Genomic DNA, 25,339 nt, shown 5'->3' on the forward strand with positions numbered 1-25,339 from the left:
TCCATATTCAAACACATTTTATCATGCCGTACAGCATGTTCAGCGTGTTAAATCTCCTCCATGCTTCAGCTTTTCTGTTTCCTTGCCTTTGCCGCAGCCAGAAGGATCTTCAGTTCGTCCACACTGAAGGAATATTTCTTGCCGCAGAAGTGACAGGCAAGCTCTACCGGCTTTCCCTCGTCGATCATTTCCTGCAGGTCCTTCTCGCCGATGCTCAGCAGAACCTTCGTCACACGCTCTCTGCTGCAATTGCAGTAAAATTCCGCAGGCACGGTGTCCAGAAGCTCGAGATCCATATCCGCCAGGATGGTCTGAAGGATTTCCTCAGGAGAAAGCCCGTCCTCCAGAAGCTTCGTGACGGAATGAATCTTCTTCAGATTTTCCTCCAGACGGTTCACGGTTTCATCGGTGTATCCGGGCATGAGCTGAATAATAAACCCGCCGGCCTGCTCAACCGACTGATCGGTATTGACCAGAACACCCAGTCCCACCGAGGACGGAACCTGTTCACTTGTCACAAAATAGCTGGTCAGATCCTCCGCGATCTCTCCGGACACAAGCTCCACCTGGCTGGAATATGGCTCGCCGAAAGCCTGATCACGCACGACGGTCAGGGTTCCTCTCCCGATCGCGTTGCCGACATCCAGTTTCCCCTTGTATTTCGGTGCATTCCAGACGTTCGGATTGTATACAAATCCCTTTACCCTCCCCCTGGCATCCGCAGTAACCGTCAGTCCCTGCATCGGACCATCTCCGCGGATCGTCATGGTCATCAGGTCATCCTCGCCCTTCAGCATTATGCCCATCATGGCGCCTGCCGTCATCAGCCGTCCGAGTGCCGCCGTGCATACCGGGCTGGTCTGATGAATCTCTCTGGCCTGCTCCACCAGGTTCTTTGTCGTCGCGGCAAACGCACGTATCTGGCCGCCACATGCTGTCGCTCTTACAATATAGTCCATATGGTCCTTCTTCCACTCTGTCATATCGGTTACCTTTCCGTCATTTCTTTCTGCTTTCGTATTCTCGTCTCCTGGTCTTTCTGTGGCGCTTTCTTCTCTCGCAGCGCTGCCCGCTGTCGTTCTGTCTTTCTCACTCATCGTTTTATATCATTCCTCTTTTCTCAGCTCTTTTGCCATTTTTCCTCGCGATTTTTATCAGCTCTTTTGCCATTTTCTCTCGCAATGATGCAGATTCTCTCGGACTTCTCATCCGGTGCGTGATCGGTAAACGCTTCATAGGCTCCTTCATAAATCATGCCGGCCTCCCGGATCAGCTCCGCCACTCTTTCCAGAGGATAAGCTCTCTGAACATGAACCTCTTCATACCTGCGGAACAGATCCTCTCCCTCTTCCTCAGGGATAAACAACGTGAGAACATACTCATTGATCCGCTTCTCCGGGTCATAGCTGTTCTCCCAGATAAAGCTCCCGTTTTCCCGGTTCTCCGCAATCGTGGACTCCCCGATCCCCCGGTACTTCGCCTCTGTATTCATATCAAAAATAAAAACCCCGCCCGGATCCAGGTAATTATTCACCAGCCGGAAAACCTTCAGAAGATCTTCCTCGGTCAATATATAGTTCATACAGTCACAGACGCTCACAATCGCCCGCACGGTTCCGTACAGCTCGAAGTCCCGCATATCCTGATTCAGGTACAGGATATCGTGGCCGGACTCATATTTTTTGTCCTGTGCCTGCTCCAGCATCTCCACGGAACTGTCGATCCCGATCATATCATATCCGGCATCCGCCAGCAGCTCCGTCATGCTTCCTGTTCCGCACCCCAGTTCACAGACCAGTCCGCCGGAAACCCCGTGCCGCTTCAACAGCCCGATCAGATACCGGCTCCATGACGGATAGTCGATGTTGTCCATAAACATATCATATACCGACGCAAAGCTCTCATATGCACTCATCGTTCCATAACCTCCGTTTTGATCTCCCCGCACAACCGGCATATCACCTGTCAGAAAGTATACCACATGACATACCGGAAGCCAAAAAGCAAAACGATTTCTTCCGAATACTTCGCATTCGGCTGCGGCTCACTTTTCGCGTAAAAAAATCCCCGTATCTGTCACTGTCTCACGGCAATGACAGACACGGGGACTGCTTTCTTCACACCGGCCTGTTCCGGTTTTCTCATCGCGGTTATTTGAACTGGTTGGTTTTCTCGTCGTAATAGTAATTCACCTCAGCCAGTCTCTCCATGAGAAGTTTTCGATTTACATTTTCCGCCTCACAGAATTCATCAAGACTGGAATACTGATCACGCAGACGCATATTTACGAAGCTTAACAACATAGCAGGATCTCTTGGCATCATTATTATCATCCTCTCTTATTTGATGAACTGTTTTCTGTCATTATAAAATATCGCAGAAAGAATATCATCAGACCAGTTCGACAATCTTGCCTTAAAATCGCATCCTTTTTTGTACACATTGCAGATTCCTATTTCATCAGAATCTGCCCTGTTTCGGCTGCGCCTGCCTGCGGAACGGGATAAAACCCGGTTTTGTGATTTTATCCCGCTCTCTCATTGCCTGCGTAAATCAGTCGACGACCTCGACCTGGGGCCGCACACTTGCCGCCAGCTTTCCGTCGGCGCCGACGTCGATCACAATGGTATCTCCCTCGTGAACGTCTCCGCCGAGAATCAGCTTCGCCGAAAGTGTCTCGACATTCTTCTGTACAAATCTCTTCAGCGGACGCGCACCGTAAACCGGATCGTAGCCGCCGTCCACAACGTATTTCTTCGCTGCGTCGGTAAGCTCTATCTTGAGCTGCTGATCCGCGAGTCTTCTGTTCAGATCCGCGATCTGCAGATCCACGATGTGGCCGATGTTGTCCTTTGTAAGCGGACGGAACATGATGATCTCATCCAGACGATTCAGGAACTCCGGACGGAAGTGCGCCCTCAGATCCTTATGAACCATTTCCTGTGCCTTTTCGCTGATCTCGCCGTTCGGCTCAATGCCGTCCAGCAGATACTGCGAACCGATATTCGACGTCATGATCAGAATCGTATTCTTGAAGTCTACGGTCCTGCCCTGGGAATCCGTGATCCGGCCGTCATCCAGAACCTGAAGCAGCACATTGAAGACATCCGGATGCGCCTTTTCAATCTCATCGAAAAGCACAACCGAATAAGGTTTTCTCCGCACAGCCTCGGTCAGCTGACCGCCCTCCTCGTATCCGACATATCCCGGAGGAGCTCCGATCAGACGGGAGACGGAATATTTCTCCATATATTCGCTCATATCGATACGAACCATGTTGTTCTCGTCATCAAACAGCTTCTCCGCAAGCGTCTTCGCAAGCTCGGTCTTGCCGACACCGGTAGGTCCGAGGAACAGGAAGGATCCGATCGGTTTTGTGGGATCTTTGATCCCGGCTTTCGAACGGATAATTGCGTCCGAAACCTTCTCGACCGCCTCATCCTGACCCACGACTCTCTTGTGCAGCTCATCATCCAGATGAAGAATCTTCTCTCTTTCGCCCTGTGTCAGCTTGGCCACCGGAATTCCGGTCCAGCGGGACACGATTGTCGCGATCTCATCCTCATCAACCGCCTCATGCACCAGCTTCAGATCGTCGTTATTGATCTTGTTCTCTTCATCCTGAAGCTCCTTCTCCAGCTTTGGCAGCTCGCCGTACTGAAGCTCGGACATCCTCGCCAGATCACCCTGACGCTCCGCAAGCTCCATCTGTTTATGAACCTCCGCGATCTGATCACGGATCTTCGCCGGACGGTTCACAGCATTCTTCTCATTCTCCCATTTGGCATTGAGAACCTTCAGCTTATCTTCATTCTCCGCCAGCTCCTTCTTAACGGTTTCCAGACGCTCCTTGCTCAGCGTGTCCGTCTCCTTTTCCAGAGACATCTTGTCAAGACGAAGCTGCAGATTCCTGTGCTCCAGCTCATCAATTTCCTCAGGCTTGGAATCCTTCTCTGTCTTGATCTGGGCGCACGCCTCGTCGATCAGGTCAATCGCCTTGTCCGGAAGGAAACGGTCCGTGATATAACGGTTCGACAGCGTAGCCGCCGCGATCAGCGCATTATCCGTGATGCGCACGCCATGGTACGTCTGGTAATTCTCACGAAGACCACGAAGGATGGTGATTGTCTCATCCACTGTCGGCTCATCTACCATAACTCTCTGGAAACGACGCTCCAGGGCGGCATCCTTCTCGATATACTCCCTGTACTCATTCAGCGTTGTCGCGCCGATGCAGTGCAGCTCACCTCTGGCCAGAAGCGGCTTCAGCAGGTTGCCCGCATCCATGGATCCCTCCGTCTTTCCGGCTCCGACAATCAGATGCAGCTCATCGATAAAGAGGATAATCCTGCCCTCGCTCTTCTTCACCTCGTTCAGAACCGCCTTCAGTCTCTCCTCAAATTCACCACGGTATTTCGCACCGGCCACGAGAGCACCCATGTCCAGTGAAAAGATCGTCTTGTCTTTCAGAGAATCCGGAACATCGCCCTTCACAATACGCTGCGCAAGTCCTTCCACGACTGCGGTTTTGCCAACACCGGGTTCACCGATCAGCACCGGGTTGTTCTTCGTCTTACGGGAAAGAATCCGAATTACATTCCGGATCTCATCGTCACGGCCGATGATGGGATCCAGCTTCTGATCTCTTGCCTTCTCCACCAGATCCTCGCCGTATTTTCTCAGACTATCATAGGTCTCCTCCGGATTATCGGAGGTTACCTTCTGATTTCCTCTCACACTCTGCAGCGCCTGAAGAAAACGATCCACGGTAATACCGTTCTGCCGGAACAGTTCCTTCATCGAAGGACTCGGATGCCGGAGCATGGCAAGGAACAGATGCTCGACGGACACATACTCGTCTCCCATCTTCTTTGCTTCATTTTCCGCGTAATTCAAGGTGTAGTTCAGATACTGCCCGACATAAGGCTGTCCACCCTGAACCTTGACTCTTTTATTTATAGCCGCTTCGACTTCATTCCGGAAAAGATTGGCATCAATGCCCATCTTCTCGATCATCTGAAGAATCAGGCTGTTCTCCTGATTCAGCAGCACATAGAGCAGATGCTCCTGTTCAATTTCCTGATTGCCGAAGTCCATCGCTGTCTTCTGCAGCGAATTCACGGCTTCCAGTGATTTCTGTGTAAATCTGTCAGCTTGCATACTCACACCTCCCTTGAAATGCAGTATTTAAGTCAGGAAAAGATTTTGACGTTCTGATATTATGTAACCTTTTCCTCTCATGAAGTTAATATAGCACTCGTTGTTAGCACTGTCAATAAGTGAGTGCTAATTTCTTTTAAAAATTTTTCCCCGGGTTTTGCTCCGGGGAATGCCTGCACGCGTGCGGAAGTGAAAGGCACACGGCAACCCGCGGCTTTCACAACTGACTCCGCCATCCGACGCATATCTATTTTTACACCGCTGCCTCTGCTGCCTCTCGCGCGGATATTTTTCATATGATCTCACGCATACTCGACCAGGCTCCACCCGGAATCCCTTCTGGTAAAGCCGTACTTTCTGTAGAGTGGATCCGACGCGATTTCCCTGTCAGCCGTGATCTCCTCCGCTCCGTTCTCAAGGGAAGCAAGTACGAGAAGATCGAGCAGCCGGAACGGAATCTCCGTATCCTGGTATTCCGGCTTTGTATACAGATTGGAGATATATGCCCGTTCCTTATTCTGATTGAACAACGGACGGCGATGATAAAAAATGACGTCTCCGAAGGCAGCTATCTCAGATCCATTGTAGACAATATATGCCACGTTCTGATTCTCGGACAGATTTCTCCGGAAGTAACTGTAGGCCTGCCGGCGGCGACGCATCATGGATGCAGAATCCTCCGTTTTATCAGAATGATCCCGCGCCTCAAGCCGGGTGTCCACAAGAACGTCAATGTCTTTCATCGACGCACGCTTATACGTGATTTCCATGTTACGTCTCCTTTCCGGAAGATACGGCTGCTGTCACTGGTCAAGCGGCTCTGCGCCCATACCTGTGCCCTCAAAATCAATTCCGGCTTTTATGAGCGCTTCGCGAGCCAGAATCCTGTCTGCATTTTCAAAGAGCTGATATGGAATGGCAGTTCTTTCTTCCTGTTATATTTTTATTCATTGCCGTCCAATATGGGCGGCAGTTCTGACAATATTGCCTTCCGTATACTTATATCCCGGTGCATTTTCATATCGTCTTCTATTTTTTGATTATATCGGGCGGATTTCGTTTGTCAATCGGACATATCCGGCCATCTGACTGAATCTGCCGTTTCAGCTTCTGTTTCAGCTGCCGTTTCAGCTTTCGTTCACAACCTTCCGCTTATTCAAAAATCGCAGAATGATGTCTGCGAGCTTTTCGCTGTGTACGATGTAGCTTCCGTGGGATTCTCCGCGCAAAATAAGCTTCGCGGCTCCAGGGATCTCCGCAGCAATGTGGTCAGTCTCGCTTTTCCGGATCAGATCATGCTCTCCCGCAACGATCAGCGTGTCCGCCCGGATCTGCCGGAGCTCCTGATCACGGATATCCGGTTCTTTTATCATCAGTCGAATCAAAGGACTTCTTCCGAAAAAATGAAGAATCCGGGATCCGAGAAGAAACAGTCCGTGAAGTCCCTCCGGGCGCGTATTCGCGCCGCACGCAATCAGTGAAGAGATCCGCCTCGTCCTGCTCGCCGCGATCAGACCGATAATGCCGCCGTCGGAAAAGCCGACCACCACAACATTATGAAGATTCAGCTTCTCCAGAAACTGCACCAGATCCTCCGCCATGTCCCTGTAATGAAGCTCTCCGATCCAGTGACTCTTTCCGTGGCCCCGCGAATCCGGGAGATAGCAGGTGAATTTTTTCTCCAGAATCTGAACCGTCCGGTCAAAAATCGTATGATCCTCCCCGTTACCATGGATCAGGACCATGGGACGTCCCTCCCCGGCCTCCTCGTAGGATATATCAATGTTATTTACATGAAGCTTTTTCAATTCTGTCATCCCTGTGATGCTCCTCCTTGTGCTCCACTTTCTTTCCACGCTGCTCCTTCTTTCACTCTGCCTTCTCCTCGTGCTGTTCCTTCTTGCGGTCCACCTTCTCCCTGCGCTGTTCCTTCTTGCGATCCACCTTCTCCTCGTGCTGCACCTTCCGCATCTCCAGGAACGCGTGCACATAGTCGCTGAATCCCTGGGAATCCAGCACGGCAAAGGCCGCCTCTTCCATCCAGAAAGACATATGCTTCGGATAGCAGACGACATAGATATTCTTCCACTGCGGATTAAACTTATCCTTCGCGGCATGCAGAGGTTTGAAGCCGTAGATATAATTCATATTTTCATAGATATAATGCTCTGCCTTCTCAATCAGCCGCGGGTGATCTCCGTCATTCGTGTTGAAAAAAGGCGCGACCCCGAGGCTTGCCTGTGACACACCCTCCGCCTTCAGGATCTCCATGATATCATGAAAGAGCAGCTCCATCACACCGTGCGGGCATCCCTCCCGCCTCCGCATGATATCCACAATCCATCCCTTTCCGCCGAGATATGGATTCAGCACGTTGATCCCCTGGATTGTGCCTTCCGCATCGGAAGCGTAAAAGTATCTCTTGTCACAGGGGTGATCCAGCATCAGACTCCCGACCGCGAACTGAAGCCTCGCCGTATGTTTTTCCTCAAGCCAGGCATCCGTGATCTCATGGAACTGCCGCTCAATCTCCGCATCTCGCTTCTCCTGCGGCCTGTACTCCTGCACGCTGAGCCCGTAATTCACCGCCGTATGCCAGGAGGATCTTGCCTTGGCGCATTTCCCGCCCCGCATGGACCAGGACTGCACATCAAAAACCGCCTCTTCGCCGCTCTTAAAGCAGCCGAAGCCCTCCGCCTGATATTCCGCAACATGTGTTTCCTCCGTCATAAGAAACACCAGATGCTTTCTCTCTGCCGCCGCAAAGGAACGGAGCACCCGGAGCATTTCGGGGAAGTCCTCATCTGCGCAGACCGGATCACCGCAGACGACAATCGTGTTCCCTGATCTGGCAAAGCTGATCATTCCCTCCGGCTCCTCGGAGAAAAGCCACTCCTTGTCCGGCTCCAGCGAAAGATACGCCAGGGAATTCTCCGCATATCTCCTGAGATAGGACAATGCCCGATTCCATTCCTCCGTCGATGCAGATGCCGCTGATGCTGTCTTATACCTGTTCCTTGGTGATTCTATCCCGTACATACTGATCATCCTCTTCTCTCTGCCTGCGATTCCTGTCAGAATTTCTGCCCGCAGTACCCGGTTTATTCCCACGACTCAAGTCTGGTGTTCGATTGTGCGATATCCGACATAAAGAATACCATGCTTATGCCGACTGTCAATTTCTTTTCATTGTCGAATCCGCATTTTCTTTTCATTGCCGAATCCGCATTCCGCCTTTTCACGTCCCTTCTGATCCGCACAAAACCGCCACGCAAAAACCGGCAGGACAAGACTTCCAGATATACCGTGAGCAAAAGATTCGCTGGTTTTATCTTTCATCTTGACATACTTCGTCTGTCGTAGTACATTTACCTTGTAAAGATACTACGACAGTCGTAATACGTCAGACAATGTATCTTCACCCCTCCGAACAATCCCCGGGATGCATGATATTTTTTCCTGACAGAAGGGAGGTGCCGATGGGAATCAGCAGTGATGTCATCCGCGGCTACAACGACACGATCATCCTGTGTCTGCTTCTGGACGAGCCATCCTACGGCTACGAAATCTCCAGAAAAATCCGCACGATAACCGCAGATGCCTACATTATCAAAGAAACCACTCTGTATTCCGCCTTTACCCGCATGGAGAAGAACAACTATATCGAATCCTATCCGGGTTTCGCGGACAACGGAAAACGCCGGACCTACTACCGGATCACAGAAGCCGGTCGGAAATATTACAGGGAAAAGTGTGACGAATGGAAACTTACCAAGAATGTGATCGAACATTTTATAAGGGAGAATGAATCATGAATACTATTCGCAACTATCTCGAATCGATGTTTGCCAATCTTCCGAACACTCCCGAAGTCATCCGTGCCAAGTGCGAGCTCGGCCAGATGATGGAGGACAAATATACGGAACTGATCAATGATGGGAAATCAGATAATGAAGCCGTCGCCCAGGTTATTTCAGAGTTCGGCAATCTCGAAGAGCTGGCAGACGCGTTGGGAATCAGCCAGATTCTGAATGAACAGAATCTGGCGATGCAGAAGGCACACCAGGTATCCGCTGAAGACGCGGAACGGTATCTCGACGACAGCTCCCATTACGCCCTGCTGCATGGACTTGCAACCTTTTTTGCCATTATCAGCCCCTGTGGTATCATTCTGACAGCCTCAGCGGGAACGGGTTCCCTCGCTCTTATGGCCGCCGGAATCTTCTTCCTGCTCGGTGCGATTGCCGCCTGTGTCACACTCCATGTGTACAGCAGCCTTCGCATGGGCAGATGGAGCTTTCTGAAAAACGAGCCCTGCACCATTGACTACGCAACAGCCGGAATGGTCAACGACCTCCGGCGCAGCACCCACGACAGCATTATTCTTCAGCGGACCATCGCCGTGCTGCTGTTCTGCACCTGCTACATCCCGCTTGTCTTTCTGGCTCTTCTGGACAAAAGAGCCATTGCTTCCGCCTCCGGCGTCGTCATCCTGCTGTTCATGGTTGCTCTTGCCGTCCTTCTGCTCACCGTCAGCAGTTCAAGAGTCAACAGCTGCAGCCGGCTTCTCGATCTGAGCGGCACCTTCACTGCTTCCGGATATTCCTCCGCCAAAAGCGGAAGAATCGAATTCAGAAATCCAGCCGTGCGGGCGATCATGTCCGTCTACTGGCCGACCATCACCTGCCTGTATCTGATCATCAGCTTCCTGACCTTCACCTGGGCCATCAGCTGGATCATCTGGCCGATCGCCGCCGTCATCCGCAATCTGCTGGAATCGATTTTCGGAACGAAAGGAGAATCACACGAATGAAAAAAAAGCGCAGCATCTATCTTGCACTGATTTCCGCCGCAACGGTGGCTGCCATCTGCTTCGGAACCTGGAAGCATGTAAGTCCGGGCCACCTGTCTCTCACCATGACCGGAGACAGCTTCTACTTCACCTACGTTCCGCCGAACCAGACCACCATTCGCAGAAATCTCGACGCCTTTGACAGCATTGATCTTAATCTCAGCAAGGCGGACATTGAGCTTCAGAACGGAAGCGGATATTCCATGGTCTACCGCGGGGTGAAAGAGGAATGCCCGTCTCTTTCTGTAAAAGACGGCGTTCTGACCGCGACAGAACCGGAATCAAAGGATTCGCGTTCCTCAGATGCTTCTCTGGTTCTCACCGTTCCGAAGGATCTTTCCAAATTTAAGGAGATCTCTCTCTCCTCCGGGAACGGCGACATCACCATAGACACCGGACGCACACTGAACGTCGATTCCCTGACCCTCAACAGCAGCAACGGGGATCTGGAGCTCGACCGCTGCACAGGGAAAAGCCTTGCCGCGTCTTCCTCAAACGGCGATATTAATATGGAAGGAATCACTTTCGCCACCTCTACTCTGGAGACGGCGAATGGTGACATCGATGTCAATCTGGCCGACAATATACGGAATTATACCATATCCGCATACACCAATTCCGGTGAAACCTCGATCGGTGACAGCGACTACGATGCAGGTTCTATCCGCGTCGGCAGCGGCTCTCAGAAAATGAATGCACAGACAGACAACGGAGATATCGAAATAGAGAACGACTGAATCCTGTCTCTCTTCTTGCCGTTCATTCGGAGCTTTTCAGACAGGGATTTCATGGTACCATCACCGGTCTGAAAATGGCATCCGGATGTTCTCCGCACAATGATCCGTCCGGCTGTAGGTTCAGATCACTTCTGCATTTCAGAAACCATCCGGATACTCTCCACGTCGTCCTCTGTCAGGCGCAGATTTGTCACCATTTCCTTCCCGTCGGGACGGGTCACCTTCACCTCAATGATCGTGCCCGTCTCAATTGCCTGCTGTCCCACCGCGCTCAGGAACAGCTGGAACTTCGGATGCTGGCTCTGAAACAGCTGCATCCTCTCTCTCAGTTTCATCAACATCATCGGATTCATTGCCATTTTTCATACCTTCTTTCTTTTTCTTATTTCAGATCTCTCTGTACCCGGCCTCCAGCAGGGTATCCGCCTTTCGGATCTTCCGGTCCCAGGTATAGATTCCATTTACCTCATCTTCAACATCAGTCCACTGTGTATAAACATATGCGCAGAGTCCTTCCTCGCGGCAGACCTCCATCCGGTCAATCAGAGCGTGGAAGGCTCTCAGATACTCCTCCCGGTCCTGATATCTGGTTCCGTAACCGTAGGCTCCCTCGCCCGCACTGTGATCCGGGATCCGGAAGGGAAGTCCTCCAAATTCAGACAGAACAAACGCTCTGTCTGCTTCCGGCTTCACATGAAACGTAAGGTAGTAATAGTGCACGCTTCGGAAATCTCCGCAGCCCTGGTCAAACCATCCGCTCGCGGAGTCAATCAGATGATGCGGATCCGTCCTCCTGAGGAGGTCGGTGCACTCCTTTGTCTCAAACTGCCCCCATCCCTCATTGAAGATGGTCCAGGCAAAAATGCACGGATGCTCCTTCAGGATCTCCGCGGTCATAACAATCTCTCTCCGGAATTCCTGCCTGCCCGCTTCATTTTCCCGTGAGAGCAGCTTTTCCTTCTGATCACTGACGCGCACATTCATCCACGAAAGCAGCGTGCCGGCTTCGGTCACGAACCAGTCCTTGTATGCTTCTCCTCCACTGACGATGTCCTGCCAGACCAGAAGGCCGAGACGATCACAGTGATAATACCACCGGTCCGGCTCGATCTTTGCATGCTTCCTGACGCAGTTAAACCCGAACCTTCGCATCTCTGTCAGGTCAAAGATCATAGCCCGGTCTGACGGAGCCGTATAGATACCGTCAGGCCAGTACCCCTGGTCCAGAACGCCGCGAAGAAAAATTTCCCGGTTGTTCAGGTAAATCCTGGGGATTCCCCTTTCATCCTTCTCCAGTGAAATTTTCCGCATCGCGAAATAACTGGAGACCAGATCCTCACCCATCGTCACGTCAAAAAAGTACAGCCAGGGTTCCTCGCAGCTCCACAGATTCATCTTCGGGATTCTCACATTCATCCAGTGATTGGACATGCCCGCGACGATCACTCCCTGAAGAAGTGTATCCTCTTCAATCTCACAGGTCTCATCCTGCGCGATGATCGGCCGCCGGATTCTCACCCGCACCGGAAGGTCGACTTCCGATTCCACCAGAATACTCACATATCCGTGTTCGATATCCGGGACTGTTTCAATGTTGTCAATGTGCTGACCTGGAATTTCCTCCATCCATACCGTCTGCCAGATGCCGCTGACCGCCGTATAGTACATTCCCCCGCGTCTCAGTCTCTGCTTCCCGCGGGCGTGAAAGGAGGTATCACTGAAATCCCTGACCTTTACGATCAGCTCATCCGCCCCGTCTCCCTCGGTGCTTCCGCTGCTGTACAGATCTCTGTCGCTCTCTGTCTGAAATACACCGTCATCCTGAGTTTCTTCTCCCCTTCTTTCCCGAAACTCTTCTCCTGCTGTTTCCTGACGTTCCGTAAAACAACCGTCTGTGTGATGATTTTTTTCCGATAAAACCGGCTTCAGATAGTCTGTGATATCCAGCCAGAACGGCAGGTATCCGCCCACATGCTTTGCGACGCTCTTTCCGTTTATCATCACCTCGCAGCACTGATCCACCGCTCCGAAATGCAGAATGATCCTGTGTCGGGGGTCTCGTCCCGAAAGCTCCGGCAGATATCTGTGATACCACAGCGTTTCATCTGGCATCAGCTGACGGGACACGCCGGAAAGCACGCTCTCCGGGGAAAAAGGAACCAGAATCCGGCTCACAAACTTCTCAACCTTCTCCTCCCCCTTCGTGATCGCATAATCCCAATACCCGTTCAGGTTCATATAACTCTTCCGCCTCAGAAGCTCCCTGGGATACTCCTCCAGCACATGATCCCTGTTCAGCGCCATCCCCCATGGCGTATATAACTGCTTCATATTACCCTTCTTCTCCCTTATTAACATTTCTTTAATAAAAAAGCGCCAATAAACGCATGTAAATACAAACATGATAACCATATGTAAATGCAAACGTTCACGCGCCGGTATATTATACCAAAATCACCCCATGTTTACCATCACCTAACTGCAGTTGATCCGGCTTTCCTCTGCCCGCGTCTGTTTTTTCAGATAAAAGCCCTGAAGAGCTTGCTGTTAATAAAATATTGTTGTTAACGCCCATATATAAGCACTAATATTTGTGAATTGTGCCCACGCTCCATCAAATACTCCCCTTGAAAATTATAACTAATGCTCTTTTTTCCACTCAAATATTGCCGTTCATTATGCGTTATACATAATTAACACAGTTTTCATGCACTTGTACTTCAATATTTTGTATCAAAAACATTTACCCCGCACTGTAAATATTGTATAATTATATCAAAACATCCTTCTGCCCTACAAACACAGATGTTCACTGCATATAAGATGGATGTTCACGAAATTTCCAAAGAAAGCGGGGTTCATTTTATGAGTCAAAATAATATGCTGGCCATGATCCTGGCCGGCGGACGCGGAAGCCGTCTGAAAGACCTGACGAACAAGGTTGCCAAGCCAGCAGTTTCTTATGGCGGAAAATACCGCATTATTGATTTTCCTCTGAGTAACTGCGCCAACAGCGGCATCAATGTTGTCGGTGTCCTGACACAGTACGAGTCGGTACTGCTGAACAGTTATGTCGCACAGGGCCGTCGCTGGGGGCTCGATTCCAACGGAAGCGGTGTGTTCGTACTGCCGCCTCGTGAAAAGGCCGATGCGGATCTCGATGTCTACCGCGGAACAGCAGACGCCATCTCCCAGAACATCGATTTTATCGATTCCTATGATCCGGAATATCTTCTGATTCTCTCCGGCGACCACATCTACAAGATGAACTACGACAACATGCTTGCCTTCCACAAGGAGCACAACGCAGACGCCACCATTGCGGTCATCGGCGTACCGATGAAGGAGGCCAGCCGTTTCGGTATCATGAATACCGATGAAAACGGCAAAATTATGGAGTTCGAAGAGAAGCCGGCGGAGCCCAAGAGCAATCTTGCATCGATGGGCATCTACATTTTCAACTGGAAACTTCTCCGCAAGCTTCTGGTCGCAGACATGAAGAATCCGGATTCCAGCCATGACTTCGGAAAGGACATCATCCCCACGCTTCTCAATGACGGCAAGTCCCTGTGGGCGTACCAGTTCAAGGGCTACTGGAAGGATGTCGGAACCATCGACTCTCTCTGGGAGGCGAATATGGATCTGTTGGATGACAAGAGCGGTCTGAACCTTGAGGATCCCGAATGGAAGATCTACACAGAGGATGCCTCCGCACTCCCGCAGTATATCGGACCGAACGCGCAGATCAAAACCGCCTTCATCACACAGGGCTGCAAGATTGACGGTTCTGTGACACGTTCTGTTCTCTTCACCGGTTCTGTCGTGAAGCCCGGCGCGAAGGTCACAGATACGGTTCTGATGCCCGGCGCTGTCGTGGAAGAAGGTGCTGTTGTCACACGCGCCCTCGTAGCAAACAATGTCAAGATCGGCCCGAACGCCGTTGTCGGTGACGCCAACAGCGAAAACATTGAGCTTGTCGCAAAGAATGTAAAGGGGGAGGAATAAATCATGGCAACCGCATTTGGAATTATTACTTCGTCCGCCAATCATATCAAGATCGCGGGAATGCAGGACTATCGGCCTATGGGCGCGTTTTCCTTCGCCGGAAGATACCGGGTCATCGACTTTCCGATTTCCAATATGAGCAACAGCGGTATCGATAATATTCAGGTTTATGTAAGAGAGAATCCGCGTTCTCTGGCTGAGCACCTGGGCAATGAAGGTTCATTCAACATCAACTCCAAGAAGGGTAAGCTCCAGCTTCTATTCTCTGACAACAGCACTGCCAATGATGTATATAATACAGATATTGCGGCATTTGCCGAGAACATGAACATCATCGCCAGAAAGGGACAGGAGTATGTCATTATCGCGCCAAGCTATATGGTATATACGCAGGACTACAATGAACTTCTCGAACAGCACGTCGCTTCCGGCGCGGACATTACTCTTCTGTATCACCATGTAAATAACGCAAAGGAAAACTATCTGCACTGCGACACCCTCGACCTCAACAAGCAGAAGGGAGTTCTTTCCATCGAGCGCAACACCGGAACCGCCAACGCGAAGAACATATTCATGGATACCTACGTAATGAAGAGAGATCTGTTCATCTCTCTGGTCCGGGAAGCCCAGAAGCTCTCCTCAATCTACACCCTCTCACAGTTCATCAACTCCGAGGTAAATGATCTGGATGTAAGAGGTGTCGCTCACCGTGGATATTTCGCGACGGTTACCGATTTCAAAAGCTATTTTGAGGCGAATCTCGATCTGATCGATGTAGACAACGCCAACAGCCTCTTCCATGATAACTGGCCCATCTACACCGTTACCAGTGATGCCGCACCCACAAAGTATTACGAGCAGGCTGAGGTAAGGAACTCCCTTGTCTCTAACGGCTGCTCGATTAAAGGCCTTGTGGAAAACAGCGTCATCGGCCGTGGTGTAACCATCGAGGACGGTGCTATTGTGAAGAACTGCGTCGTCCTCGCATATTCCAGGATCGGCAAGGACGTACATATCGAAAATCAGGTTGTCGACAAATGGGCGCAGATCATCCACGCGAAGGAGATCATCGGAACTCCGGAAAAGCCCGGATATATTAAGCGCGACGACATCCTCTGACCAAAGGGACAGGCAGCGTCTGACCTGATCATACTCTCCGGCACGGAGGATGGCAGCGCCTTAGCCTGACTAACGTACTCCTACATGGAGGGCAGACCGCGCCTTGACCTGACAATACACTCTGACATAGAAAGAGGACTTTCACACGAATTCCATCGCGTAAAAGCCCTCTTTTTTATCCAGTTTTTTTATCCAGTTTATTTATCCAATTCAAAACTGCCTTAGGCACTCTCAGAATCAACCCGGAATTGCATCTCCCAGATCCGAGTTCAGTCTGCCCGACCCTACAGACTCCTCAGTCAAATACCGCCACGGCCCCTACCGGGCATATGTCTCTGCACTCTCCGCAGTGTCTGCAGTCCTCCTGACGGATCACCGCCATGCTGCCCTTCAGATCAATACAGTGCTGCGGACACCTGGTGATGCACTTCCCGCATGCCATGCAGCTGCTCTGTATATAATATTCATTCTCCTCATCCATGATACGTCTCCGTCAGCTGCCCGTCTCAATCCTCTTCAATTCCTCCAAGAAGCTTGTAAAGCAGCCGATACAGTTCCTTTGCCTCATCCGGCTCAAGATTCACACACTTTTCCATCTTCTTCGGAACCTGAACCGCCCTCTCCTGCAGTTCTTCGCCGCGCTCCGTAATCTGCACCATAAGGTTGCGCTCATCATGGGTCGAGCGATGTCGGATGATATATCCCTTCTGCTCCAGTTTCTTCAGAAGCGGCGTCAATGTCCCGGAATCCAGAAACAGACATTTGCCAAGCTCCTTGACATTCGTCTGCTTCTTCTCCCAGAGAACCATCATGGTAATGTACTGGGTATATGTAAGATCCAGCTCATCGAGGATCGGTTTATATCTTCGCACAACCTCCTTCGAGGCTGCATATAACGGAAAACAAAGCTGATTTTCCAGCCGGATACAATCATATTTACTCATTCTCAAAAACTCCTTCAAGCGCAGCAATTAATTGCTCGCAATTAGATTATACCCGATATTACAATTCTGTCAACCTTGCATTTCCGGCCGTTCACCACTGCATTTCCAGCCGTTCACCGCTGGTTTCCCCTCCGGTTACGCTCTCCTCGTTTCAGTATCCTTGCCCCGGCCGTGCGCCTCATCGGCCGCCCACTGATGACTGCGAAATTCACGGGGAGAAGTGTGAAAATGTTCCATAAATACACGATTAAAGGTTCTCTGACTGCCGAACCCGACATCCATACAAATGTCCGTAATCGGCTCATCGGTCCGGTGAAGCAGCTCCGCGGCATATTCCAGCCGGACTTCATTCAGATACTGATTGAAATTCCGATGGAAGGTTCCGGAAAAAATTCTGGACAGCGCATACGGACTGATTCCGAGATCATGCGCCATCTGCGTCAGCGTGAGCGGTTCCCTGAACTTTCCGGTAATATACGAAACCATGCGGTAAATGATATCGTCGCTGCCTACCATGGACTTGTCAATCAGTGTAATACATGGCAAACATCTCGCCATGATCACATTCACATATGCCTGCTGGAGAACCTCCCGGATCCTGTTTTCCGGAGAGCCTTCCGGCCGCCATTTATAATAGAGAGAGCTTCCCTGGTCCAGCTTGTACAGAGTATCCAGCGCATAACGAATATCCGGATGCACATTTTCAGCTGCGATAACCGGATATTCCGGAGATTTCTGCTGCATGACAGACCCGAAAGCATCTGCCATGGAAGGCGAAGCAAGAAGATAATATGCCATGCACTCAGAGCTGTCGAATACCTGATAATGATGAATCAGCTCCGGAAAGACAATGCCCAGATCACCTTCCTCCATGTGGTACAGCATATCTCCTACCCCGAGCTCCAGCGTACCCTTCATGACATATACAAACTCCAGCGATTTGTGAAGATGTGGAGAAGCATGAACGGACTGCCTCAGCTCAATCTGCAAATTATTCTTAGTCTCAGTATATAATGGAAGCATACATCCTCCTCCGCAAAAAATGTCTTCTTTTTTTAAAGTACCTGGCATGTATTATAACAAATACTGGTGTATTCTACAAACATAAATGAAACAAGGTTATTCGTAAGCGGTGATCCGGGGTTTTTACAATCCCTGACGCAATGCTCCGCAGGAGTGTGTTGGATTATCAGATGTCCGACACTGCACTGCATCTAACCGGCCAGCCACAGCCATTTACTATGGCTTTCATATAAATCCTTTCACTTTCATCAAAGGAAGTCCTGTATAGTATCCCCCTTTCAATTTCAACTATACAGGACTTCCGTTTTATTTACGCGAACAGTGAGCCGCAGCCGAATGCGAAGTATTCGTGTGCGGCGAGCGTCGCGATAGCGAGATAAAACTCGCGCAGCGTGTTTTATCTCGTTATTCTGTTTTATCTGTCTTGTTTTAGCTACTCTGTCCTTCCTACTCTGTCTTTTCTGTTCTGTCTTTTCTACTCTGTCTTTTCTGTTCCGTTTTATTCTGCATTATCTCCTGGCATTACTTCCCGATCTCTGCTGTAGAACGGTACATCCTTCATCTGCTCCTCCTGGATAATTGTCAGGGTATGATAGAAATCCTCGATCTCTTTCTCGCTCATCTTGCCCTCAACCTTGTCCAGAACTCTGTCTACATACGAGCTGCTGACATTATAGTAATCGATGTACTTCTGCGTGACCTGAAGGTAATACTCCCTGTGATCCTGCCTGGACCTGATCTTCTGCAGATATCCCTTCCGGATCAGACTGTTCACCTTATAGGCGGCATTCGGCGACGAGATCTGGATAAAACTGGCGAATTCATTGATCGTCGGATTCTTCATGGCATAGATTACTTCCATGCAGAAGGTTTCCACCGTGGTGAGCGTCGCCTCACGGTTGTCAAAATTCCGGAACACCTCCCTGTAAAAGTGCAGCTTGAAGTTTGTATACACCTCTGTGAAAAGCTCCTTCGTCTTCCTTGCTTTTTCTTGTAGCTCATCTCCTACAGAAATCATAAATACCTCCCCCGAACTGTGAAAAAAATAATAATCCCCATACGATACATCGTGCCATACACTGTATAAGTCCCAGCGTCACTTCGTGCTCCGCACTCCCGCAATCCTACAGGTATGAGCACTTCCGTGCCGCTTACGCGTCACTTCGTGCTCATACCTGTTGCCTTCGAAATCGCATACAGTCTCTTACGCGCGCTTCGCGTGCGACGAGCCCTGTCTGCGTTTTCGAAGAGCTTATACACTAAATATTAGCACATCAGGAATCTCTGCGCAATTTGTCCATATCGCCTTCGGATCTTTCACTCTGCGTTGTGAATGAAAATTGATTCTGCATCGTAAATGGAAAATCATTCTGCGTTCAGAGTTCTGATTTATTCTTTCGGGTCTGTAATTGCAAAAGAGAGTTCTGCCGTCACAGCAGTCTTGCCATCTACAGTGGCGACTGCTTTCCCAAAGCCTATGGGGCCTTTTCTTCCAATTATCTCGCAATGCATCTCAATGACGTCTCCGGGTATGATCGGTCTGCGGAACCGCGCCTGTCTGACACCGCCGAAAAATACAAGCCTGCCCTTGTTCTCCTCCTCCGTAAGCAGTGCGACGGCACCGGTCTGCGCAAGAGCCTCAAGGACCAGAACGCCCGGCATCACCGACTGTACCGGAAAATGTCCACAGAACTGCATCTCGTTCACCGAGACGCATTTGCGGCCGTCTGCATACTTACCTGGCTCACAAGCCGTGATCCGGTCCACCAGCAGAAACGGGTAGCGATGGGGAAGTATTTTTTTTATTTCATCTGAATTAAATTGCATGGTTTTCTGCTCTTTTCTCTCACTTGAATAAAGCTGCGTATGTATCTGATTTTCACTCATTTCCATGGCATAATGCCATGACCGGTTTTTATTTTTCTTTCATCGGAGCCGTCTTATGCTTTCCGAAATACAAGGGTGACGTTATGTCCGCCGAATCCGAAGGAGTTCGAAAGGGCATAGCTGATTTTCATCGGATAGCCATTTCCCGGAACCACATCCAGACTGCATTCCGGATCCGGTACCTTGTAGTTCACCGTAGGCGGAACGAAATCCTTCTGAACTGCTTCCACTGTGATCACTGCTTCAACCGCTGCGCTCGCGCCCAGAAGATGACCGGTCATGGATTTTGTGGAGCTTACCCGGACACGTTTCACATCGTCGCCGAAGATCCGGCGGATCGCCGCTGACTCGCAGGAATCATTCATCTTTGTGGATGTCCCGTGTGCATTGATATAATCTACCTCTGCAGGTGAGATACCCGCATCCTCCATTGCCAGACGCATGCATTGCTCTGCTCCGGTCCCTTCCGGCGACGGCGCCGTAATGTGATAAGCGTCACAGTTTGCTCCATAGCCCACAATTTCCGCGTAAATCTGAGCTCCGCGTTTTCTGGCATGCTCATATTCCTCGAGAATCAGTGCGCCGGCTCCCTCGCCCATGACGAATCCGCTTCTTTCTGCGTCGAACGGAATTGATGCGCGCGCCGGATCGGCAGCAGTCGTAAGTGCCTTCAGGGACGTGAATCCTCCCATGCACAGAGGCGTGATTGCCGCTTCGGCTCCTCCGGCTACCATGACATCGCCGTATCCATCACGGATATGCCGAAAGGATTCTCCGATCGCATTTGCCGCGCTGGCACATGCGGTTACGACAGAGGTACACATTCCGTGCAGTCCGTATTCAATTGCGATGTGACCGGCCGCCATATTTGCAATTGACATCGGTATGAAATAAGGCGATACACGGTCATAGCCCTTCTCCATGCCGCGAACTTTTTCGTTCTCGATCGTTCCGATGCCCCCGATGCCGCTCGACATGATGACGCCCCATCTGTCTCTCGGCTCATCGAGCCCGAGAAGACCGGAATCGGTCATCGCCTGCTTCGCCGCCACCATGGCGAACTGCGTGTAGCGGTCCATCTTCCGTGCCTCACGCTTATCCACGTAGTCGTCCAATTTGAGATCTTTTACTTCACCGGCAAGCTTTACCTTCTGCTCTGCAGGATCATAGAGCGTGATCGGTCCGATCCCGCATCTGCCTGCCTTTACACTGCTCCAGACCTCTTCCTTGTCATTTCCGATCGGGCATACAATTCCGAGCCCGGTAATCACTACTCTTCGTCTCATGTGTTTCTCCAATCTGTCCATTTCTCAGAATCTATTCTGCCGTCCACTCCGGTATCTTCTTCTGCCATCTGCGCCGGCAGCTTTATCTTCTGACGTCCACTCCGGTATCTTGTACTGCTGACCTCTCCGGCCTCTTCTTCTGCCATCCGTGCCAGAGTCTTATATTCCGCCGTTCCTTCTTCAGCATCCCATTCCGCCGTCTGCGCCGAGCACCTGACCGGTGATATAGGAGGCTTCCTCCGATGCCAGAAAGGCGACCGCCGCGGCAACCTCTTCCGCCCTTCCTGCGCGTCCCATCGGTATCCCCGCAAGCATGGCCTCCTTTGCGGCATTTGAAAGAGCTTCCGTCATCTCCGTATCGATCATTCCGGGAGCAACGGCATTCACCGTTATATTCCGCCCGGCAAGTTCCTTCGCCAGGGATTTTGTCATCCCGATAATCCCCGCCTTGCTGGCCGCGTAATTGACCTGTCCCGGATTCCCGTGAATTCCCACGATACTCGATATACTGACAATCCTTCCATATTTCTGCCGCAGCATAATCCTCGACGCCTTCTTCATACAGTAGAAGGCTCCATACAGATTCACGTGAATGACTCTGTCGAAGTCCTCCTCCTTCATCATCAGCAGCAGGCTGTCCTTTGTGATTCCGGCATTGTTCACCAGAATATCAATTCTTCCGGTCAGCTTCTGCGCCTCACGGAACATCCGGTCACAATCCGCGCTGTCGGATATATCCGCCTGCACCAGAAGCGTCTGAACTCCGCATTCCCGGCAGAGTCTTTCCGTTTCCTTCGCTGCCGCCTCATTATGAGAATAATTGATCACGACATGAATTCCCTTTTCAGCGAGTGCTCTGCAGACCGCTCTGCCGATTCCGCCGCTGCCTCCGGTTACTATTGCTGTCTGATTTTCTGAATTCATAGATATAATCCTTTCGTTTGCTGCAGGCGGAAACCCACTGCCTTTTGGTTGTTGGTTCTTGTAAACGATGCAATGCCGTCGCGCTCTCACAGGGCCGCCACATCCTCCGCCGTATCAAGTGAGACGGTTTCCATTCCTTTTACCGTCCGGCTGACAAATCCGGCAAGTACATGTCCGGGACCGATCTCAATGATTTTTTCGACACCGGCATCCTTCAGCCACTCGATCGTCTGCGCCATCCTCACACTCGACATCACCTGTTTTTCAAGCAGATCGCCAATCGTCTTCCCATCAGCCTCTGTGTACGCAGACGGGCTCAGGGAGGTATCATCGATCCGTCTTCCTCTCGCGTCCGAAGGACCTCCCAGCGTGTTGAAAAGAACCGGAATGTTCATTTTTCCGAACGCTGTCCTGCCGAACAGTTCATGAAGCTCCTGGGAAGCGGGAGCCATCAGCGATGTATGAAAAGCAGAGCTGACCTTCAGCTCCATGCATCTTCTCGCGCCCTCTTCCTTTGCAATCTCCTCCGCCCGGGTCACAGCTTCTGCAAAACCGGAGATTACATTCTGTCCTTTTGCGTTGTAGTTGGATACTTCCACAATACTCCCGGTCTCTTTTGCAGCCTTCTGCGCGATCTCCGCCGTCTTTTCAGCAGGAAGTCCCAGAATGGCGCACATTTTTGTATCCAGTCCCTCTCCGGCTCTCGACATCGCCTGCCCGCGGAATGCCGTAATCCGGATCAGCTCCTCGGTGGAAAAAACGCTCGCCGCATGCAGCGCGCTGTATTCGCCAAGGCTGAGTCCTGCCACATAATCCGGACGGATTCCACGTTCGGTAAGAACCGCTGTCATTCCCGCGGCAAAGGCAGCCAGACACGGCTGGGTGTAAGCAGTCCGCGAGAGCTCCTCCTCCGGTCCCTCAAACATCATTCTCTTCAGATCAAAATTCAGCACCGCGTCCGCCTTGTCCACTTCTTCGGCAAATGCCGGATATGCCTCATACAAATCCCTGCCCATGCCGGCATGCTGGCTTCCCTGACCGGCATACAAAAATGCTGTTTTCATGACTGACTCCCTTTCTCTTATTGAACTCCTGCTGATTTCTTATTTTATTAGTGATCACTTGCTGATTTCTTATTTTATTAGTGATCGCTTGCTGATTTCTTATTTTCCTTAGTGATCCCGTATTTCTCTTGTTGATCTCTTATTTCTCTTATATCTCTTATTGATGATCCGCGCTCCCGGATGCGATATTCCTTGAAAGACTCCCGGCTGTTTCCTGTGCCCCGCGCATGATAGACTCAAAGATTTTCGCGACTGGACGGATTTCCTTCAGCTGTCCGCAGACCTGGCCCGCCATCAGCGATCCCTCAGATGTATTTCCATCAAACACCGCTTTTCGAAGAGAACCGAGCGTGAATTTTTCCAGCTCCATCTGTTCGGCTCCCTCTTTCTCCCTGCGGATATACTGCCGGGCCATCTTGTTTTTCAGGATACGGGTCGGCGAATTCACCGTCCGCCCCGTAACAACCGTGGCATTGTCCCCCGCCTTCAGGATTGCTTCCTTATAATTCTTATGTATCGGACATTCGCTGCTCACCAGAAGGCAGGTTCCCATCTGCGCTCCGCATGCACCGAGAGCAAAAGCAGCCGCAAGCTGTCTTCCGTCCGCAATTCCTCCGGCTGCAATCACCGGAACATTCTCTGGAAGAGCGTCCCGCATCTGGGGCACAAGCGTCATTGTCGTCATCTCACCGACATGGCCTCCGCTCTCCGTTCCCTCTGCGATAATTCCGTCAACGCCGTCCCGTACCAGACGAAGCGCAAGCAGCACACTGGCAGATACCGGAAAAATCAGACTCCCGCTTTCCTTCCATCTGGAAAGGTATTTTCCAGGGTTTCCCGCACCTGTTGTGATGACGGGTATCTTCTCCCTCGCGACCAGATCCGCCATCTGATCGGTGTCCGGATTCATCAGCATCAGATTTACTCCGAAAGGCTTATCCGTCAGAGAACGGCAGATGTGAATATTTTCTTCCAGTTTTTCAACATTCATTCCACCTGAGCCGATGATGCCGAGCGCGCCAGCATTCGAGCATGCCGCCGCAAACTCCCCTGTAGCAATATTTGCCATTCCGCCCTGAATAAACGGATATTTTGTTCCTGTTATTTCATTCAGAAATTTCATGCTCTGTGCCTTTCTTCTGTATACATGCCTGCCGCTGACAAAACCGCTTTTTCACCTGCGGTCTGCCACAGCCAGGCTGACCTCTGACCTTTTTCCCGCCGGTTCACTATACATTGATTCTTCAGAATTCCAGATAGCAGCCGCCCCAGGTAAGACCCGCGCCGAATCCGATGCAAAAGATCCTGGTGCCCGGCTTCAACATCCCTCTGTCTTTCATGTCCGCCAGTGCCAGAGGAATGCTGGCCCCGGACGTATTGCCATATTCCTGCAGATTCATAAAAAATTTCTCCTCCGGAAGATTTTTCTGTTTCCGGACATAGTCGATAATTCTGCTGTTTGCCTGATGGCAGACGATGTAGTCAATCTCTTCCGCAGGGACTTTGCTCTGTTCCGCCATCTGATCGATCTCGGCAGCAAGTACACGCACCGCAAAGCGGAATACCTTCCTGCCATCCATCCTGAGATAGCCGTCTTTCATGATTCCTGCCGCATACGCTTCCGTAATCTGAAGCGGGTTTTCGGATACAATCCTTTTGCCCTTGTACTCCATGGCCGGGATCTGATTTCTTCCGACGGTATGCGCATAAAGAGCACTGCGGTCTCCCTCCGCTGCAGTGTGGCAGAAAAATCTTTTTTGAGACGAGCCGCGCACAATCGCCGCAGCCGCTCCGTCGCCAAACAGCACACTCACGGATCTCTCCGAGAAATCCAGCATCTTGGAGAGCTGTTCTCCTCCGATCATCAGCGCGTACTTCCGCTCTGACCGGCAGGCGGCTTCCGCATTCATCAGCGAATAAATCAGCTGGAGTCCATACACAAATCCCGAACACGCCGCATTAATGTCAAATGCGGGAACACCGCCCGGAATTCCAATATTCTCCTGTACCGCACAGGCTACGGACGGAACCATGTAATCCGTGGTGCAGGTTGCACAGATCACAAGTCCGACTTCCTCCGGGGCGATTCCGGCGTCCTCCATGGCCTTCCGGGACGCCTCCGTCGCCAGATCCGTGAGGCTTTCCTCACCTGTGCACAAATGCCGCGACACAATACCGGTTCTGCTGCGGATCCACTCGTCTGAAGTATCCATATATTGCCTGAGATCCTCGTTAGTCAGTCTGGTTTCCGGCACTGCCTTTCCCAGACCAATGATTTCAATACCATTCATATGTCTGTATGATTTCCTGTCTTTTTTCTTTTCCACATGCCGCCACC

25 protein-coding genes are annotated in these 25,339 nt (G+C 50.9%); 5 read left to right on the forward strand and 20 right to left on the reverse strand.

Going from position 1 to position 25,339, the window contains the following annotated elements; genetic code table 11:
* Positions 1-65 precede the first annotated feature (65 nt).
* From hslO to ACTQZS_RS01700, 7 genes are all read right to left on the reverse strand, one after another.
* Positions 66-959, reverse strand: coding sequence for an Hsp33 family molecular chaperone HslO (gene hslO, locus ACTQZS_RS01670; RefSeq protein WP_441474320.1), 894 nt, complete (start codon positions 957-959; stop codon positions 66-68).
* 161 nt (positions 960-1,120) lie between these two features.
* Positions 1,121-1,915, reverse strand: a complete 795-nt coding sequence (locus tag ACTQZS_RS01675) for a class I SAM-dependent DNA methyltransferase (protein WP_441474267.1) — start codon at positions 1,913-1,915, stop codon at positions 1,121-1,123.
* Positions 1,916-2,150: 235 nt separating this feature from the next.
* Positions 2,151-2,324 (reverse strand): DUF4250 domain-containing protein, encoded by a 174-nt coding sequence (locus ACTQZS_RS01680; RefSeq protein WP_441099687.1) that lies wholly within the window; start codon positions 2,322-2,324, stop codon positions 2,151-2,153.
* Between the two features lie 229 nt (positions 2,325-2,553).
* Complete coding sequence (gene clpB / locus ACTQZS_RS01685) at positions 2,554-5,160, reverse strand: ATP-dependent chaperone ClpB (protein WP_441474268.1); 2,607 nt, start codon at positions 5,158-5,160, stop codon at positions 2,554-2,556.
* Positions 5,161-5,462: 302 nt separating this feature from the next.
* The gene (locus ACTQZS_RS01690; protein ID WP_441474269.1) at positions 5,463-5,930 is read right to left on the reverse strand and encodes a GNAT family N-acetyltransferase; all 468 of its coding nucleotides are present in this window, start codon (positions 5,928-5,930) and stop codon (positions 5,463-5,465) included.
* A gap of 357 nt (positions 5,931-6,287) precedes the next feature.
* Complete coding sequence (locus ACTQZS_RS01695; RefSeq protein ID WP_441474270.1) at positions 6,288-6,977, reverse strand: alpha/beta fold hydrolase; 690 nt, start codon at positions 6,975-6,977, stop codon at positions 6,288-6,290.
* 52 nt (positions 6,978-7,029) lie between these two features.
* Positions 7,030-8,199 (reverse strand): bifunctional lysylphosphatidylglycerol flippase/synthetase MprF, encoded by a 1,170-nt coding sequence (locus tag ACTQZS_RS01700; RefSeq protein ID WP_441474271.1) that lies wholly within the window; start codon positions 8,197-8,199, stop codon positions 7,030-7,032.
* A gap of 440 nt (positions 8,200-8,639) precedes the next feature.
* On the opposite strand from ACTQZS_RS01700, the gene ACTQZS_RS01705 reads away from it, so the two are divergent.
* Genes ACTQZS_RS01705 through ACTQZS_RS01715 form a run of 3 tightly spaced genes read left to right on the forward strand, consistent with a single transcriptional unit; the run spans position 8,640 to position 10,749 of the window.
* Complete coding sequence (locus ACTQZS_RS01705; protein WP_441099682.1) at positions 8,640-8,975, forward strand: PadR family transcriptional regulator; 336 nt, start codon at positions 8,640-8,642, stop codon at positions 8,973-8,975.
* On the forward strand, positions 8,972-9,973 hold the full coding sequence (locus ACTQZS_RS01710; RefSeq protein ID WP_441474272.1) for a permease prefix domain 1-containing protein: 1,002 nt from the start codon (positions 8,972-8,974) through the stop codon (positions 9,971-9,973). Before ACTQZS_RS01705 ends, ACTQZS_RS01710 begins: the two co-directional genes overlap by 4 nt.
* A complete protein-coding gene (locus ACTQZS_RS01715) occupies positions 9,970-10,749 on the forward strand; it encodes a DUF4097 family beta strand repeat-containing protein (protein WP_441474273.1) in 780 nt (259 codons plus the stop codon). Before ACTQZS_RS01710 ends, ACTQZS_RS01715 begins: the two co-directional genes overlap by 4 nt.
* 125 nt (positions 10,750-10,874) lie before the next feature.
* Here ACTQZS_RS01715 and ACTQZS_RS01720 read toward each other — a convergent pair whose 3' ends face one another.
* Entirely contained in the window at positions 10,875-11,108 is a 234-nt protein-coding gene (locus ACTQZS_RS01720) for a hypothetical protein (protein WP_441474274.1), read from the reverse strand.
* 28 nt (positions 11,109-11,136) lie between these two features.
* The gene (locus ACTQZS_RS01725; protein WP_441474275.1) at positions 11,137-13,080 is read right to left on the reverse strand and encodes a glycoside hydrolase family 2 protein; all 1,944 of its coding nucleotides are present in this window, start codon (positions 13,078-13,080) and stop codon (positions 11,137-11,139) included.
* A 534-nt stretch (positions 13,081-13,614) separates the two neighbouring features.
* Between ACTQZS_RS01725 and ACTQZS_RS01730 the strand changes: the two genes are divergently transcribed.
* Positions 13,615-14,754, forward strand: a complete 1,140-nt coding sequence (locus ACTQZS_RS01730; protein ID WP_441474276.1) for a glucose-1-phosphate adenylyltransferase — start codon at positions 13,615-13,617, stop codon at positions 14,752-14,754.
* Between the two features lie 3 nt (positions 14,755-14,757).
* Positions 14,758-15,873, forward strand: coding sequence for a glucose-1-phosphate adenylyltransferase subunit GlgD (gene glgD / locus ACTQZS_RS01735; protein WP_441099676.1), 1,116 nt, complete (start codon positions 14,758-14,760; stop codon positions 15,871-15,873).
* Between the two features lie 295 nt (positions 15,874-16,168).
* Here the strand turns inward: glgD and ACTQZS_RS01740 are convergent, their stop codons facing one another.
* The 11 genes from ACTQZS_RS01740 to ACTQZS_RS01790 all read right to left on the reverse strand — a co-directional run bounded on the left by ACTQZS_RS01740 (position 16,169) and on the right by ACTQZS_RS01790 (position 25,328).
* Positions 16,169-16,354, reverse strand: coding sequence for a 4Fe-4S binding protein (locus ACTQZS_RS01740; RefSeq protein ID WP_441099675.1), 186 nt, complete (start codon positions 16,352-16,354; stop codon positions 16,169-16,171).
* Between the two features lie 25 nt (positions 16,355-16,379).
* Positions 16,380-16,817, reverse strand: a complete 438-nt coding sequence (locus ACTQZS_RS01745) for a MarR family winged helix-turn-helix transcriptional regulator (RefSeq protein ID WP_441474277.1) — start codon at positions 16,815-16,817, stop codon at positions 16,380-16,382.
* A 135-nt stretch (positions 16,818-16,952) separates the two neighbouring features.
* Entirely contained in the window at positions 16,953-17,840 is an 888-nt protein-coding gene (locus tag ACTQZS_RS01750) for an AraC family transcriptional regulator (RefSeq protein WP_441474278.1), read from the reverse strand.
* A 499-nt stretch (positions 17,841-18,339) separates the two neighbouring features.
* Entirely contained in the window at positions 18,340-18,858 is a 519-nt protein-coding gene (locus ACTQZS_RS01755) for a MarR family winged helix-turn-helix transcriptional regulator (protein WP_441474279.1), read from the reverse strand.
* Positions 18,859-19,229: 371 nt separating this feature from the next.
* Complete coding sequence (fabZ, locus tag ACTQZS_RS01760) at positions 19,230-19,667, reverse strand: 3-hydroxyacyl-ACP dehydratase FabZ (RefSeq protein WP_441474280.1); 438 nt, start codon at positions 19,665-19,667, stop codon at positions 19,230-19,232.
* Positions 19,668-19,780: 113 nt separating this feature from the next.
* Complete coding sequence (gene fabF / locus ACTQZS_RS01765; protein WP_441474281.1) at positions 19,781-21,013, reverse strand: beta-ketoacyl-ACP synthase II; 1,233 nt, start codon at positions 21,011-21,013, stop codon at positions 19,781-19,783.
* Positions 21,010-21,159 carry a hypothetical protein gene (locus tag ACTQZS_RS01770; protein WP_441474282.1) on the reverse strand — a complete coding sequence of 50 codons (150 nt, stop codon included), beginning with the start codon at positions 21,157-21,159 and terminating at the stop codon, positions 21,010-21,012. Before ACTQZS_RS01770 ends, fabF begins: the two co-directional genes overlap by 4 nt.
* A 34-nt stretch (positions 21,160-21,193) precedes the next feature.
* On the reverse strand, positions 21,194-21,937 hold the full coding sequence (gene fabG, locus ACTQZS_RS01775; protein WP_441474283.1) for a 3-oxoacyl-[acyl-carrier-protein] reductase: 744 nt from the start codon (positions 21,935-21,937) through the stop codon (positions 21,194-21,196).
* 86 nt (positions 21,938-22,023) lie between these two features.
* Positions 22,024-23,001, reverse strand: coding sequence for an ACP S-malonyltransferase (locus ACTQZS_RS01780; RefSeq protein WP_441474284.1), 978 nt, complete (start codon positions 22,999-23,001; stop codon positions 22,024-22,026).
* A 157-nt stretch (positions 23,002-23,158) separates the two neighbouring features.
* Positions 23,159-24,124: a nitronate monooxygenase gene (locus tag ACTQZS_RS01785; protein ID WP_441474285.1), complete on the reverse strand. Its 966-nt coding sequence runs from the start codon at positions 24,122-24,124 to the stop codon at positions 23,159-23,161.
* Positions 24,125-24,245: 121 nt separating this feature from the next.
* On the reverse strand, positions 24,246-25,328 hold the full coding sequence (locus ACTQZS_RS01790) for a beta-ketoacyl-ACP synthase III (protein WP_441474286.1): 1,083 nt from the start codon (positions 25,326-25,328) through the stop codon (positions 24,246-24,248).
* Between the last annotated feature and the right edge of the window lie 11 nt (positions 25,329-25,339).

Source organism: Bilifractor sp. LCP19S3_H10 (assembly GCF_052119185.1).
Taxonomy (GTDB): Bacteria; Bacillota; Clostridia; order Lachnospirales; family Lachnospiraceae; genus Bilifractor.